The following is a 14,086-nucleotide window of genomic DNA, read 5'->3' as shown; positions in this document are numbered from 1 at the left end:
GCTGCTCTGCGCTTTCAGGCGGATTCGGCGAGGCGGGCCGAGCGCCAGGTGTCGGCGAGTTCTTCCAGTGGAAGGTCCAAGACGGCGGCGATGGACACGATCGTGCCGAAGGCCGGGGTGGGGAGACGGCCGGTTTCGATCTTGCGAAGGGTTTCCGGCGAGATGCCCGCCGCGGTCGCGGTGTCGGTCAGGTCGCGGTCTGCGCGTGCGGCGCGCAGCCGGGTGCCGAGGCGGCGACCGGCCTCGATCTGTGCGGGGGTCAGTGGGAGGCGAACCATGGCACCAGAGTATGAGCGGTATTTAAATACCGCAAGCGTTGGTATTAAAATACCGAGTGAGTTAGGGTGGTATTAAAATACCGAACGGAGTGGGTTGCATGGTGGAGCTGAAGAGTCGGGACGAGATCGCGCGGATGCGGGTTGCGGGGGAGTTCGTCGGGGGGATTCTGGCCGAGTTGCGGCAGCGGGCGCAGGTCGGGGTGAACCTGCTCGATTTGGAAGCCATTGTGCGGGAACGGATCCGGCAGCGGGGTGCGCAGTCGTGCTACTGGGACTATTCGCCGTCGTTCGGGCGTGGGCCGTTTCGCAATACTGTCTGCTTGTCGGTGAATGATGCTGTGCTGCATGGTCTTCCGTTCGACTATGTGCTGCGCGATGGTGATGTGCTCAGCATGGACCTGGCGATCGGCGTCGATGGGTGGGTGGCGGATTCGGCGGTAACCGTGATCGTCGGCCGGGCCGCGGCGGCGGATGTGCAGTTGGTGCGGGCGACCGAGGAGGCTTTGGAGGCCGCGATCGCGGTGGCGCTGCCCGGTAATCGGATCGGCGATATCTCGGCCGCGATTGCGGAAGTGGCACACGGCTACGGGTATCCGGTGAATACCGAATTCGGTGGGCATGGGATCGGGCGAACAATGCACGAAGACCCGCACGTGGCGAATGTGGGGCGCGCGGGGCGCGGCTACAAGTTGCGGCCTGGGTTGGCGATCGCCATCGAGCCGTGGTTCGCGCGCACCACCGATCAGATCTTCACCGATCCCGACGGCTGGACAATTCGTTCCGCGGATGGTTCACGGACCGCGCATTCCGAGCACACGGTGGCGATCACCGCCGAGGGGCCCGAGGTTTTGACTCGGGTCGGGTGAGCCCGACGCTCAGCCTTCTTCGGCTAGCCAGTCGGCCAGGTCGGTGGCCGCGTGGAGTTCGCCCGCGACCGACTCGCGCTCATCCTCGGACAGTTCCATCGCCTTCAATTCGGCGCGCAATTCTTCGCGGCGAGCGGGTTTGTCCAAGGCGACCGCCAATTCGATCAGTGCGGCCAGTGCCCTTGCCTTGTCGGTTCGCGGCGCTTCGTCGCCGAATCGGCCCAATCCGACCTCGATGACGCGGACCGCGGTCTTGTCGTCGTTCTTGAAGTCGCGCAGAATCCGCGCGTTGTCCAAAACCCTCGCCAGGCCCTCGAGTTCACGCGAGCCGCCGTAGTCGACGTCTTCGGGTTCGTCACGCTGGATGTAGATCACCGAATTGCCGACCGGGTCCACCACGGTGAATCTGCTCTGACCCGGCCGGAATCGGGTGATTCGCGGACAGCCCTTCGCGGGGACCTTGCCGTAGCGGGTGCGCAGCGCCTCGGTGAAGGCGCGATGGCGCTCGGCGACATTGTCGAGCATGACCAGGCAGCTGACCTGTTCGGCGGGGAGTTCGGTGCCCTTGGGCTCGGAGGCGAAGTGGAGGGCGCATCCGTGTGCCTCGACCGCGCCGTACGGGTAGGGGCGGGACTGTTCGTAGGTGACGGTGTAGCCGATGGCTCGATAGAAGTCCAGGGTGTCGGTCAATGTGCCGCTCCAGAGAATCGGAACCGCCGTGTCGCCCATTGTTGCCTCCGTATGTACTAATCAAATTTGACTACCAGAGGTTAGGGTGCTGTTCGGTCGGAAGTCAAGTTTGAGTACCATAGGTGTTTTCCGGCTCTGAAGGGAGCTCGTCCATGTCGGCCGTGCGGCTGCTCGTCCTCGGCGTGATGCGGTTGCGTCAGCCGACCTACGGCTATGCCGTGCGTCGCGAACTGTTGTCCTGGCGTGCGGAGACCTGGACGAACGTCAAACCGGGATCGATCTATCACGCGCTCAAACAGCTGACACAGGAAGGCAAGCTCAGCACCCACGGGACCGAAGGCAGTGATCAGGGGCCGGGCCGCACGCTGTTTGCGGTGACCGAGGCGGGTGAGTCCGAGTTCCGCATGTTGATGGACGAGGCGCTGGTGAGTGTCGACATGGAAGAGCTCGGCGCCGCTATCGCCTTCATGGACGCGTTGCCGCGCGCACACGTCATCGAGAAGCTGCGCGAACAGCGTCGCCGCAGCGAGGCGGTCCGCGCCGACCTGCTCGCGATGATCCCCACCTTCCCCGGCCGACACGAACCGCCGCACTCCGCCGACCTGCTCGAACTGTGGAGCGGGGTCTTCGGGCATCTGGCGGGCTGGACCGCCGGCCTGCTCGAACGCATGGAGGCCGGGGAATACCGCATGTCCGACAAACCGAATACGCTGCCATCATGACGAACACGCTCGGAGCCGTCGGCGAGGCCGATTACGTTCTGCTGACGACGTTCCGGAAGGACGGCACACCGGTCGCCACCGCGGTGTGGGCGGTGGCCGACCAAGGCAAGCTGTACGCATGGACGCCGACCGACAGCTGGAAGGTGAAGCGGTTGCGCCGCAATCCAGCCGTGACGCTGCAGCCGTGCAACCCGTCGGGCAAGCCGCACGGCGAGGTGATCGAGGGCACCGGGCGGGTGCTCGACGCGGAGGGCACCGAGCAGGTTCGCAAGCTGCTCAGGAGGAAATACTGGCTACTCGGCCCGATCGTCATCTTCGGAAGCATCTTGCGCCGCGGCAAGGCCGGCACCATCGGCCTCGAGATCACGCCTGCCGCCTGATCGTTCCGGTGCCGGAAATCAGGTCGCTTGGCTGACCGAGGACATGTGGAAGTCGGGAATCCGCAACGGCGGCATGGCCGTTCGGGTGAACCAGTCCTTCCATTCGCGGGGGAGCGTGGTCTCGGTCGCACCGGCTTCGCTGGCACGGCGGAGCAGGTCGATGGGGCTTTCATTGAAGCGGAAGTTGTTGACGGCAGCGGTGACTTCCCCGTTTTCGACGAGGTAGACGCCATCGCGGGTGAGACCGGTCAGCAGCAGTGTGGCCGGGTCGACCTCGCGGATGTACCAGAGGGTGGTGAGCAGCAGGCCGCGCTCGGTCCCGGCGATCATCTCGTCGAGGTTCGCGCCGGATCCACCGGTGAGAAGTAGGTTTTCGGCGGGCAGCGTGGTCGGCGCGTCGAATTCGGCGGCCATGGCGCGCGGATAGACGAGGGATTCGATGACACCGTCGCGCAACCAGTCGACCCGCTGCGCCCGCAGACCGTTGTCGAAGACCGAGAGCGTCTCCGAGGACGCAGAGGTCGCGACGAACGGTCGGTATTCCAGGCCATCCGCGTTCGGGTCGGAGTACAGGGTCAGCGGAATGTCGGTGAGCCGCTCGCCGATTCGGGTACCGCCTGCGCGGGCGAAGGCGGTGTGGCCCTCCTGGGCGCCGCGGCCCTGCATTTCCCAGGCCATGTAGATCATCAGGTCGGCGACCGCCGAGGGCGGCAGCAGGGTTTCGTAGCGACCGGCGGGCAGGTCGACGCGACGCTTGGACCAGTCGAGGCGGCGGGAGAGCTCGGTGAGCAGGCCGGGGATATCGACATCGGTGAAATCGGCGGTGCCGACGCCGACCCAGGCGCTGGCCAGGTCGGCGCCTTGGCCGCGCTTTCCATTGATTTCTACCGAACCGGTGGGCTGGACGAATCGGCGGCGGATACCGGTCGAGGTTCCCAGCCAGGTGGTGTGGATCTGGTGGTGGGCGAAACCGTAGAGCTGATCGGTCGCATCGAAACCCGTGGACAGGTCGCGGGCGAGGTCGGTGAAGACCTCGATGCCGGTGCTGCCGGGTGCCGCGGCCCAATCCTGCGCATCGTCGGTGTCGGGCGTCAGCAGCGGCATCGCGTCCTTGGCGGGCTCGGCGCTGCGGGCGGCTTCCTCGCTGGCGCGCACGAGCGCCTCGATATCGTCGGGGTCCACGCTGGTCGAGCTGACGCTGCCGACCCGTGCGGAGTTCGGGCCGTCGCGGAAGACCGAGATCACTGCCCAGTCGCGGGAAATCGAGGAACCGTTGGTGGTCATCGAGTTGCCCGCCCAGCGCAGCGATGCCTCGCCGGCGTCGGTGACGATCACCATCGCCTCGTCCGCGCGCGAGAGTGCGAGCGCCTGTTCGACCACAGCGCCCGCGGGCATCAGGCCGGTACCGATCGCGTTCACTGGCCCGCCTCCGTCCGGGTGTTGAGAATATTGATGCCGCGCACCAGGATCGACGGGCAGCCGTGACTGACCGCGGCGACCTGACCCGGTTGGGCCTTGCCGCAGTTGAAGGCGCCACCGAGCCGCCAGGTCGACGGCCCGCCCACCGCCTCCATCGAGCCCCAGAAGTCCGTGGTGGTCGCCTGATACGCGACGTCACGGAGCTGGCCGTCCAGCTTGCCGTCGCGGATTCGGAAGAACCGCTGGCCGGTGAACTGGAAGTTGTAGCGCTGCATGTCGATCGACCACGACTTGTCGCCGACGATGTAGATGCCGTCTTCGACGCGCGAGATGAGTTCTTCGGTGGTGGTGTCGCGAGTGGTGTCCGGTTGCAGCGACACGTTGGCCATCCGCTGGATCGGGACATGGTGCGGAGAGTCGGCGTAGGAGCAGCCGTTGGAGCGGTCGAGCCCGAGACGCGGGGCGAAGACGCGATCGAGCTGATAGCCGACGAGCACGCCATCGCGCACCAGATCCCAGCGCTGCCCCGCGACGCCCTCATCGTCGTAGCCGACGGTGGCAAGGCCGTGCTCCTGGGTGCGGTCGCCGGTGACATGCATGATCGGGGTGCCGTATCGCAGAGTTCCGAGCTTGTCCGGCGTCGCGAACGAGGTCCCCGCATACGCGGATTCGTAACCGATTGCGCGGTCGTATTCGGTAGCATGGCCGATGGACTCGTGGATGGTCAGCCACAGGTTGGTCGGGTCGATGACCAGGTCGGTGGGGCCCGGCCGCACGGTGGGGGCTTTCACCTTCTCGGCCAGCCACGCCGGGATCTGCGCGAGCTCACCGATCCAGTCCCAGCTGTCGTCCGTCCCGGTGAGGTACTCCCAGCCCCGTCCGGCCGGCGGCGCGAGGGTGCGCATGGTTTCGAAGACACCTGCCGCGGAATCGACTGTGGTCGCCTCGAATTGCGGAAACAGGCGCACCCGCTGCTGGGTGATTGTCGAGCCTGCGGTGTCGGCGTAGAAGGTCTGTTCCTTGACCTGTAGCACCGACGCGGAGACGTGGTCGACGCCGTCGGCGGCGGACAGGCGGCCCGAATAGTCCTGTAGCAGAGCGACCTTCTCGGTGGTCGGCACGCTGAAGGGGTCGAGGTCGTAGGAGGACACCCAGTGCGCGTTGTCGTAGCGGGGCTCCGCGGCGAGCTCGACGCGCTCGCGGTTGAGTGCGCGCAGCGTGGTCGCCACCGTCACCGCGCGGCGGGCCACCTCGGCCGCCGCCTGCGTGGTGAGTGCGGCGTGCGAGGCGAAACCCCACGTGCCGTCGACGACCACGCGGACAGCGAAACCGAGATCGGTCGCGTTGGTGATCGCCTCCACCCGGCCGTCACGCAGCCGGATCGACTGGGTGACCAACCGGTGCACTCGCAGATCGGCGTGCTCGGCACCCGCCGCTTTCGCCGCGGACAAGGCGGCGTCGGCGAGCGCGGTCAGCGGTAGCGAAAGGAACTCGGCGTCCACGTCCTTGGAAGTCGCGATACTCACCCGCACCAACGTAGTCGGTCCCACCGGCAAGTCGCGCGATACTCGCGCGTACACGCCGCGCGAGTACGCGCACACCGCAAAACACGCATGAACCGCAAAGTCGCACACGATCCTTGGTGCAGAGCGTATTCAGCCACCGCCAAAATGCTTGACCGGGTGGATGTTCGGCTGCCACGGACCGGCCACGTCACGCTACGCCACCCGATTCAAGTCTCGAGTTCGTCGGAAATCGAGGGTTGGCGAAGGTTCGATCGCTACCGCTTACCTGGGCGAATCGGTGGACGACCATCGCGAATGGGTAACGGCACGCGCGAAACCCGCGCATGCCGTACCCACGTCGCCAAATGCCGTACTGTGCCGCGCGTGCCGCCATCCGCCCTCCGCGATCGCAAACGAGAACGTACCCGCCGCGCCCTGCTCGAGGCGTCCGTCGAACTTTTCGAAGAGAGAGGTTACGAGGAAACGACGGTGGCCGACATCGCCGCCGCCGCGGAGGTCGGCACCCGCACGTTCTTCAACTACTTCGCCAGCAAGGAAGAGTTGCTGTTCCCGGAGCAGGATGAGCGGGTGCGCGCCGCGGTCGTTGCGATCGGCAGCCGTCGCCCCGGCGAACGTCCGGTGGAGGTGTTGCTGCGCGCGCTGCGCGCGGCAGGTGACAACCCGGGTGAGCATCTCGTCGATGATCTCAGCGCCAGGATCGCCGCACTGCGCGCGCAGGTGTCGCGGATCGTGCCCGCGGTGAGCGGGCGCGCGGCCCACGCGCAGTTGGTCGCGCAGCGGGAGATCGCCAGGCAATTGCATATGGCCTTCCCGTCCGAACTGGACGAGGTCGGGGCCGCGGCACTGGTCGGCGCGGTCGTCGGCGCGGTTTCCGGTGCGCTCACGGTGCTGTTCCAGAGCCCGCACGCCGCTTCCGAGGACGGTGAGCGGCTACATCGCCGCATCCACGAGACGACCTCGCGCGTGCTGCAACCATGGCTCGCCTCGAATTCCACGATGCACGCCGAACCGGTCGGCTGAGCCGGTCAGCCGAATTGTTGCCAGCCCAACCGGATCACCATCACGATCACCACCACCAGCAGCACGATCCGTACGAACTCGGCGCCCTTGCGTAAAGCCATGCGTGAGCCCGCGATCGCGCCTGCCACATTGCACACCGCCATGGCCGCGCCGAGTCCGAACATGATGTGACCGGTCGCGGCGAAGAAGATCAGCGCGCCGAGGTTCGACCCGCAGTTGATGACCTTCGCCATCGCCGCCGCGCGGACGAACTCGGTGCCGAGCAGGGTGGCGAAGGTGATGATCAGGAAGGTGCCGGTGCCGGGACCGAGCAGGCCGTCGTAGAACCCGACCAGTCCGGCGGCCAGCGCCACCACCAGGATGAACTTGCGCCGCGTCGGTGCGTGCGTTGCGATTGTGATGCCGATGGCCGGACGCAGCGTGACGAAGACCGCGACCCCGACCAACACCACCATCACGATCGGAATGAACAGGTCGCGGTCGATGAGCGACACCGCGGCCGCGCCCGCGGCGGCGGTCACCGCGGCGATGCCCGCCGCTGGCAACAGCACTCGCCAGCGAATCGGAACTCGCCGTGCGAAGGTCGCCACCGAGGCTCCGGTCCCTGCGACCGCCGCGAATTTGTTTGTGCCGAGTGCGGTTTGCGGTGTGATTCCGGGTGCGACCAGAAACAAGGTCGGCAAGATGATCAGCCCGCCTCCGCCGACCACGGCATCCACCCAGCCAGCGGCCGTCGCGGCGACCAATAGGGCCGCCCAGTCTGCAAAATCCACGCAGCCAGCCAACCAGATGAGCATGTGCCCGATTCCCGGCGCCCATACGCTGCCACCCCCGACATAGGCTGATATTCGTGCGCCGATTCAGTCTGTGGCTTCGTGATAGGCCCCTCGTCTCGGATTCGGTGCTGGCCGCGGCGCTGCTGCTGCTCGAAGTTCTCGGCGTCGCCAACTCCGATCACAAGCTGACCTACCTCGGGATCGGGGTACTGCTGCCGGTGCCGGTGGCGTTCCGCCGGCTGTATCCGCGTGTGATGGCGGCGGCGATGCTGGTGCTGTCGATCACCTCCGCTGTGATCGGATATCTGACCGAAGACAATGCCGACCACATCGCCCTACTCGGGCTCGGCATCATGCTCTACACGCTCGTCGCGTATGTCGGCCGCCGCGAGGGGCTGTGGTACGCCGGGGGCCTCGTGGCCGACAGTGCTTTTTCCTTCCTGCTGCTGGACAAACCCTCGGGCACCGACGCCCTGTTCACCGCGATGTTCTACTTGCTGTGCTGGACGCTCGCGGAGTTCATCGGTGCACGCCACGCCTACGACACCGAGGTGGCCGCGCGGCTCGCGGTCGCCGACTATGACCGGGAGCGTCGCGCGCACGACGCGGTTTCCTTCGAACGCACCCGCATCGCCCGTGAACTGCACGACGTCGTCGCGCACGCGGTGAGCGTGATCATCGTGCAGGCCGACGGCGCGAGGTACGCACTGCGCCGTGACCCCGACATCGCCGAACAAGCACTCACCACCATCGCGGGTACCGGCCGCGAGGCACTGCGCGAGCTACGCCGCACCGTCTCGTTGCTGCGCATCGAACCAACGCTCGAGCAGGTACCGCAGCACGGGACGGCAGGCATCGCCAAACTCGTCGAAGTGATGCGCAGCATCGGACTCGCCGTCGAACTCGAGCTGACGGGTGAGCTCGACAGCGTCCCACCCGAGGTCAGCCTCGGCGTGCACCGCGTCGTCCAGGAATCGCTGACCAACACCCTGCGCCACGCGGGTGCGCACCCGAAGGCTTGGGTTCGGGTGCTGCGCGGTGCCACCGACATCGTGATCGAGGTGACCGATTCCGGCGGCATCCCGGTCCATGACCCGACCGGGAACGCGATCAAGGGAGGTGGGATGGGGCTTGCGGGGATGCGCGAACGCATCGCCGTGCTCGGCGGCACCATCGAAACCGGCCGCGCGCCCGACGGTGCCTGGCGGGTATACGCGACCATTCCGCTCGATACCGCCGACGAGAGTTGAGGAGAGTGGGCGGGCGATAGATTGGTGATGTGCCGATCACCGTGCTTGTCGTCGATGACCAGGAACTCATGCGCATGGGACTGAAGATGGTGTTGGGCGCGCATCCCGACATCGAGGTGGTCGGAGAGGCCGAGAACGGCGCGACAGCGGTGTCGCGCGCCAAGGAGCTGCGCCCGGATGTGGTGTTGATGGACGTCCGGATGCCCGTCGTCGACGGTGTCACCGCGACCGGGCGGATCGTCGATGCGGGCGATGGCTGCCGGGTGCTGGTGATGACGACGTTCGATCTCGACGAACACGCGCTGGGCGCGCTGCGCGCGGGGGCAAGCGGTTTCCTGCTCAAGGACACCCCGCCCGAGGACCTGATCTCCGCCATTCGCAGTGTCGCGGCGGGCGACGCCGTGGTCTCGCCGAAGGTGACCAAACGACTGCTCGATCGGCTCATCGCCGAGGACCCCGGCGACATGCGCGACCCCCGCATCCTCGACGTGCTGACCGCCAGGGAGCGCGAGGTGCTCGAACAGATCGCCGCGGGGCGCTCCAATGCGGAAATCGCCGAGCAGTTGTACCTTTCCGAGGCGACCGTCAAGACGCATGTGGGCCGGGTGCTGACGAAACTCGGCCTGCGCGACCGGGTTCAGGCGGTGGTGCTCGCGTACGAAACCGGCTTGGTTCGTCCGGGTGGATAGGCGGTCTCAGCGAGATATCAGGCTCGTTCGGGAGAAAAGCAGGCTCATCGTGCGTTGCAATGAGTAGACCGTCCGAAAGGGGCGCCATGCCTGCCGTGTTGTTCGTGCTCTATCTGATCGTCGAGTTCGCCGCGCTCTTCGGTTTAAGCCAGCTGATCGGCACCTTTCCTGCCATCCTTGTGCTGATCGGAGTATCGGCCGCCGGCGCGATGCTGATCAGATCTCAGGGCAAGCGCGTATTCGAACAGCTCGGTCGCGCGGGGCGCGGTGAGGTCGCCCCCGGCGCCGCCGTCACCGACGGCCTTCTCGTTGCCGTGGCCACACTCCTGATCTCCATACCCGGCCTGGTCACCTCGGTGGTCGGCGTGCTTCTGTTGCTGCCGCCGACCCGCTTCGTGATAAGGCCCCTTGTCGCCGCCTTCGGCGCTCGCCGCCTCGGCCGCCTGGCCGCCGCGATGCCGTACCGCGGCGTGGTCATCGATGGCGAAGAGGTCATCAAGCGCGACGATATCGTCGACGGTGTCGTCGAGACCGAGTGGTACGACGACGGAAAGCCGGTGACTCGCCCCGCGATCGGGCCGTGATTCGAGTTCGGATCGGGCCCAGCGCATCCGGTGCGGCGCGGGCGCCTATTCCAACCAGCCGTTGGAAGGGCTATCGTGCCGTGATGAGCACCGAGCAGCTCACTGTCACAGTGAGCGAGGAGCTAGCCGCGGCCGTACGACGGGCAGCGGCGGCTGCGGGACAATCTATTTCCGGGTTTACGGCCACGGCGTTGCGGCTCGAACTCATCGCCGTCGAGGCGGGCATGCGGTGCGGGTCAGGTGCCGAGGCGCCTGCGTATGTCGAAGTCATGGCGCTGTTGGCATTGCCGCCGGACGAGTCACGGCATGCGGTGCTGAAGGGCTGATAAGCCGCATACGGCAGACTGGTCCTCCGTGAGTACCCAGTTGTTGATCGGCGGTCGCTTCTACAGTTCCAGTTCACCGGACGCGACGGCGATGGCGGTGAGCGACGGGACCGTGGTGTGGCTGGGTGCCGAGCGACCTGGGCGCGCACTGCATCCCGATGCGGAGATCATCGACCTCGGCGGCGCGTTCGTGGCACCGGCGTTCGTCGATCCGCACGTGCACGTAACGGCCCTCGGCTTGAAACTGACGGGCCTCGACCTATCGTCGGCCCGTTCGCTCGGGCATTGCTTGGAGTTGCTGCGCGACTATGCGACCACGCAGCCCGATGGCGCGATCCTCGGTGACGGCTGGGACGAGACCCGTTGGGCCGAGGGCAGGCCGCCGACGGTCCAGGAGATCGACGCCGCCGCGGGCGCCGGACGCCAGGTGTATCTGTCGCGGGTCGACGCGCATTCGGCGGCGGTGTCCTCGGCGCTATTGGATGCCGTGCCCACTGTGCTCGGAGCAAGCGGATTCACCCTGGGGGAACCGTTGCGCGCCGCCGCCCACCACCTGGTCCGCACGACTGTGCTCTCGGGATTGGATCGGGCACAACGTGATCGGGCCCGCCGCGCGGCACTGGATGCCGCGGCCGCACGCGGGATCGTCGCCGTGCACGAGTGCGCCGGACCGGAAATCGCGGGCCGCGCCGACGTGCGCGAACTGCTCGAGTTCGAACACGGCGTCGAGGTTCGCGCGTACTGGGGTGAGCTGGTGCGCACCGCGGACGAGGCACGGGCGCTTGTCGAGGAACTCGGCGTGCACGCGCTCGGCGGCGATCTGTTCGTCGACGGCTCCCTCGGCTCGCATACCGCTTGGTTGCGCGAACCGTATGCCGACGACGCCGGGTCCGGCATCGCCTACATCGACACCGACGCGATCGCCGCACACGTGCAGGCCTGCACCGAGGCCGGAATCCAGGCGGGATTCCACGTCATCGGCGACGCCGCGATGGACGCGGTCGTCGCCGGATTCGAGCGGGTGGTCACGACACTGGGCGGACCGGCCGTCGCGACGTGCGGACACCGTGTCGAGCACGCCGAAATGATTGATGCCGAGCAGATCGGCAAACTCGGTGCCTGGGGCGTAATCGCCAGCGTACAGCCTGTTTTCGACGCTGCCTGGGGTGGTGCTGACGGCATGTATGCTGCCCGCCTCGGAGCCGAGCGGGCCGCGACCTTGAATCCCTTCGCGGCTATGGCCGCCGCCGGCATTGCGCTCGCGGTCGGATCGGACGCTCCGGTTACCGCCATGGACCCATGGTCGGCTGTCCGCGCCGCGGTGCATCACCGCACTTCCGGACACGGCCTGTCCCCGCGTGCCGCCTTCGCGGCCGCGACAAGGGGAGCGTGGCGTGCGGGCGGGGTCCGCGACGGCATCGCGGGCACCCTCGTCCCCGGCGCTCCCGCTTCCTACGCGGTGTGGGATGCCGACGAACTCGTCGTGGCCACGGCGGCCGCCACGGTGCAGCGCTGGTCCACCGACCCACGCTCCCGAGTCCCGGGACTGCCTCCGCTGGACCCGAATTCGACCTTGCCGACCTGTCTGCGCACCGTGCACCGTGGAGTCACGATTCATGAGGCGTGACTCGAGCGGCGTCATCAGGACGGCGATCGGACGGCATCGTGTGCTCTCGAGGTCGGTGTCGGCGGTGCTCGCGGGGCTGTTATTGTTCGGCAGCTTCCCGCCGCGCCCGTGGTGGTTCCTCGCGCCGCTCGGCATCGCCGTGCTTACCCTGACCGTGCGCGGCACCGGCAAGCTACGCGGCGGGTTCGGCTACGGGTTCCTGGCCGGGCTCGGGTTTTTTCTTCCGCTGCTGCCGTGGACCGGGATTTACGTCGGCCCGGTGCCGTGGCTCGCGCTCTCGACGGTGTGCGCGGTGTACATCGGACTCTTCGGGGTGCTGGCCCGCTTGCTGTGCGTGCTGCCTGCGTGGCCGCTGTGGGTGGCGTTGGCATGGACGACGACGGAGTGGGTCCGCTCCAGTTTCCCGTTCGGCGGCTTTCCTTGGGGCCGTTTGGCATTCGGCCAGGCCGATGGCTGGTATCTACCGCTGGCCATGCTCGGCGGCGCGCCACTGATCGGATTCGCGGTCGCGCTGACCGGTGCCGCGGCGGCGGCACTCGTGCTCCTGGTGTGGTCGCGCAAGGACGTCGATGCCTCCCGGAACACGGCATCTCGCCTCGGAATTCTCGCCGTGGCAGTAACTCTGGCTATCACGCCTTTCGCCGGATTGCTCCTTCGGTTCGCACTGCCCGCCCCAGTGGATGGCGACCGGATGATCACGGTCGCCGCGATCCAGGGCAGCGTGCCACGGCTCGGTTTGGACTTCAACGCGCAGCGGCGCGCAGTGCTGGACAACCACGTCCGGCGCACTGAGGAATTGGCAAAAGCAGTCGCGGCCGGGCAGGCACGCAAGCCCGATATCGTGATCTGGCCCGAGAACTCCTCGGACATCGACCCACTGCGGAACTCCGACGCGTCCGCACTGATCACCGAGGCGTCCGAGCTGATCGGTGCGCCCATCCTGGTCGGCGCGGTGCTGGTGAACGCCGATCGCACGACAACCAACTCGGTGATCGTATGGAACGGCGCGGCGGGCCCGGGGGAGCGGCACGACAAGAAGATCATCCAACCGTTCGGCGAATATCTGCCGATGCGCGGCTTCTTCCGCCTGTTCTCCGAATACGCCGATCGTGCCGGATACTTCGTGCCGGGCCACGGCGACGGCGCGGTGAGCGCCGACGGTGTCGAGATCGGCGTGGCCACCTGCTACGAGGTCGCCTTCGATCGGGCCTTCCGTGATTCGATGGACGCGGGCGCCCAACTGCTGACCGTGCCGACGAACAACGCGACCTTCGGCGACAGCGAGATGACCTACCAGCAGCTGGCCATGTCGCGCGTGCGTGCGGTCGAGCATGGCCGCGCTCTGGTCGTCGCCGCGACCTCAGGGGTCAGCGCGATCATCGGTGCGGATGGCGCCGTGCAGCAGGAGACGGCGAAGTTCGTGCCCGCCGCGCTGGTTGCCGAGCTTCCGCTGCGTAGCTCCAGCACTCTCGCGACCCGAATCGGACCCGCGCCGGAACTGCTCTCCGTTATTCTGACCGCTGCCGCCGTACTGGTCGCGGCTGTCCGGCGGCGAAATGCCCGAGGTAAAAAGGCGGCAGACGAGTCCGCCACCGTCGATCAGACGGTCGGCTGAGCCGGCCGATCGACCCGCGTGGCTGCCGGTGGGTTCACGCGGTGACCGGACTACCGGCGTGGGCAACCGAACTGCCCGGCACAGCAAGAGCCGCCGAGCGCGGCGACGCGCCTACAAAACAACCAAACATTCGGTATGTTTTGGGGTTGGTGTGGCCCAAAGATGTCTGTCTCGCGCCTTGTGTGCTATTCGCCAGCTCGTAACCAAGGCTACGACTCGTCGCCATATATGCCGCCATATCCTGACATTTGTGCCCATTTTGCTGCATAATCACTGAGTTTGCGGAGATGTAGCCATAGCGAGTGGGTTGCTGCCACC

15 protein-coding genes are annotated in these 14,086 nt (G+C 66.9%); 10 read left to right on the top strand and 5 right to left on the bottom strand.

Going from position 1 to position 14,086, the window contains the following annotated elements; all coding sequences use genetic code 11:
• Positions 1-14 precede the first annotated feature (14 nt).
• A complete protein-coding gene (locus tag ACLMAJ_RS04155) occupies positions 15-278 on the bottom strand; it encodes a helix-turn-helix transcriptional regulator (RefSeq protein ID WP_412012134.1) in 264 nt (87 codons plus the stop codon).
• A 98-nt stretch (positions 279-376) separates the two neighbouring features.
• On the opposite strand from ACLMAJ_RS04155, the gene map reads away from it, so the two are divergent.
• The gene (gene map, locus ACLMAJ_RS04150) at positions 377-1,144 is read left to right on the top strand and encodes a type I methionyl aminopeptidase (RefSeq protein ID WP_412012133.1); all 768 of its coding nucleotides are present in this window, start codon (positions 377-379) and stop codon (positions 1,142-1,144) included.
• A 9-nt stretch (positions 1,145-1,153) separates the two neighbouring features.
• On the opposite strand, the gene ACLMAJ_RS04145 is transcribed toward map, so the two are convergent.
• Positions 1,154-1,873 carry a VOC family protein gene (locus ACLMAJ_RS04145; RefSeq protein WP_412012132.1) on the bottom strand — a complete coding sequence of 240 codons (720 nt, stop codon included), beginning with the start codon at positions 1,871-1,873 and terminating at the stop codon, positions 1,154-1,156.
• 113 nt (positions 1,874-1,986) lie between these two features.
• Here ACLMAJ_RS04145 and ACLMAJ_RS04140 point away from each other — a divergent pair, with 113 nt between their 5' ends.
• Positions 1,987-2,556 (top strand): PadR family transcriptional regulator, encoded by a 570-nt coding sequence (locus tag ACLMAJ_RS04140; RefSeq protein ID WP_412012131.1) that lies wholly within the window; start codon positions 1,987-1,989, stop codon positions 2,554-2,556.
• Positions 2,553-2,936 (top strand): PPOX class F420-dependent oxidoreductase, encoded by a 384-nt coding sequence (locus tag ACLMAJ_RS04135; protein ID WP_412012130.1) that lies wholly within the window; start codon positions 2,553-2,555, stop codon positions 2,934-2,936. Before ACLMAJ_RS04140 ends, ACLMAJ_RS04135 begins: the two co-directional genes overlap by 4 nt.
• Before the next feature lie 18 nt (positions 2,937-2,954).
• Here the strand turns inward: ACLMAJ_RS04135 and ACLMAJ_RS04130 are convergent, their stop codons facing one another.
• Both ACLMAJ_RS04130 and ACLMAJ_RS04125 read right to left on the bottom strand, forming a co-directional pair.
• A complete protein-coding gene (locus tag ACLMAJ_RS04130) occupies positions 2,955-4,331 on the bottom strand; it encodes a metallopeptidase TldD-related protein (RefSeq protein ID WP_412012495.1) in 1,377 nt (458 codons plus the stop codon).
• Positions 4,332-4,351: 20 nt separating this feature from the next.
• Positions 4,352-5,881, bottom strand: a complete 1,530-nt coding sequence (locus ACLMAJ_RS04125) for a TldD/PmbA family protein (protein ID WP_412012129.1) — start codon at positions 5,879-5,881, stop codon at positions 4,352-4,354.
• A 363-nt stretch (positions 5,882-6,244) separates the two neighbouring features.
• Here ACLMAJ_RS04125 and ACLMAJ_RS04120 point away from each other — a divergent pair, with 363 nt between their 5' ends.
• Positions 6,245-6,901 carry a TetR/AcrR family transcriptional regulator gene (locus ACLMAJ_RS04120; RefSeq protein WP_412012128.1) on the top strand — a complete coding sequence of 219 codons (657 nt, stop codon included), beginning with the start codon at positions 6,245-6,247 and terminating at the stop codon, positions 6,899-6,901.
• 5 nt (positions 6,902-6,906) lie between these two features.
• On the opposite strand, the gene ACLMAJ_RS04115 is transcribed toward ACLMAJ_RS04120, so the two are convergent.
• Complete coding sequence (locus ACLMAJ_RS04115) at positions 6,907-7,674, bottom strand: TSUP family transporter (RefSeq protein WP_412012127.1); 768 nt, start codon at positions 7,672-7,674, stop codon at positions 6,907-6,909.
• Positions 7,675-7,751: 77 nt separating this feature from the next.
• Here ACLMAJ_RS04115 and ACLMAJ_RS04110 point away from each other — a divergent pair, with 77 nt between their 5' ends.
• The 6 genes from ACLMAJ_RS04110 (at position 7,752) to lnt (ending at position 13,768) form a co-directional block, all read left to right on the top strand.
• A complete protein-coding gene (locus ACLMAJ_RS04110; protein ID WP_412012126.1) occupies positions 7,752-8,927 on the top strand; it encodes a sensor histidine kinase in 1,176 nt (391 codons plus the stop codon).
• A 29-nt stretch (positions 8,928-8,956) separates the two neighbouring features.
• A complete protein-coding gene (locus ACLMAJ_RS04105) occupies positions 8,957-9,616 on the top strand; it encodes a response regulator (protein ID WP_412012125.1) in 660 nt (219 codons plus the stop codon).
• 59 nt (positions 9,617-9,675) lie between these two features.
• Positions 9,676-10,200, top strand: a complete 525-nt coding sequence (locus ACLMAJ_RS04100) for an FxsA family protein (RefSeq protein WP_412012124.1) — start codon at positions 9,676-9,678, stop codon at positions 10,198-10,200.
• 83 nt (positions 10,201-10,283) lie between these two features.
• Entirely contained in the window at positions 10,284-10,526 is a 243-nt protein-coding gene (locus ACLMAJ_RS04095; protein ID WP_412012123.1) for a hypothetical protein, read from the top strand.
• 28 nt (positions 10,527-10,554) lie between these two features.
• Positions 10,555-12,153 carry an amidohydrolase gene (locus ACLMAJ_RS04090; RefSeq protein ID WP_412012122.1) on the top strand — a complete coding sequence of 533 codons (1,599 nt, stop codon included), beginning with the start codon at positions 10,555-10,557 and terminating at the stop codon, positions 12,151-12,153.
• Entirely contained in the window at positions 12,143-13,768 is a 1,626-nt protein-coding gene (lnt, locus tag ACLMAJ_RS04085; RefSeq protein WP_412012121.1) for an apolipoprotein N-acyltransferase, read from the top strand. Before ACLMAJ_RS04090 ends, lnt begins: the two co-directional genes overlap by 11 nt.
• The last annotated feature ends 318 nt before the right edge of the window (positions 13,769-14,086 follow it).

Source organism: Nocardia arseniciresistens, assembly GCF_046764875.1.
Taxonomy (GTDB): Bacteria; Actinomycetota; Actinomycetes; order Mycobacteriales; family Mycobacteriaceae; genus Nocardia; species Nocardia arseniciresistens.
This window is presented reverse-complemented; position numbering and strand designations above follow the sequence as displayed.

Coding starts and splice junctions, on each gene's coding strand:
- ACLMAJ_RS04155 (WP_412012134.1), bottom strand. CDS start 278: ATGGTTCGCCTCCCACTGACCCCCGCACAGATCGAGGCCGGTCGCCGC.
- map (WP_412012133.1), top strand. CDS start 377: ATGGTGGAGCTGAAGAGTCGGGACGAGATCGCGCGGATGCGGGTTGCG.
- ACLMAJ_RS04145 (WP_412012132.1), bottom strand. CDS start 1,873: ATGGGCGACACGGCGGTTCCGATTCTCTGGAGCGGCACATTGACCGAC.
- ACLMAJ_RS04140 (WP_412012131.1), top strand. CDS start 1,987: ATGTCGGCCGTGCGGCTGCTCGTCCTCGGCGTGATGCGGTTGCGTCAG.
- ACLMAJ_RS04135 (WP_412012130.1), top strand. CDS start 2,553: ATGACGAACACGCTCGGAGCCGTCGGCGAGGCCGATTACGTTCTGCTG.
- ACLMAJ_RS04130 (WP_412012495.1), bottom strand. CDS start 4,331: ATGCCCGCGGGCGCTGTGGTCGAACAGGCGCTCGCACTCTCGCGCGCG.
- ACLMAJ_RS04100 (WP_412012124.1), top strand. CDS start 9,676: ATGAGTAGACCGTCCGAAAGGGGCGCCATGCCTGCCGTGTTGTTCGTG.
- ACLMAJ_RS04095 (WP_412012123.1), top strand. CDS start 10,284: ATGAGCACCGAGCAGCTCACTGTCACAGTGAGCGAGGAGCTAGCCGCG.
- lnt (WP_412012121.1), top strand. CDS start 12,143: ATGAGGCGTGACTCGAGCGGCGTCATCAGGACGGCGATCGGACGGCAT.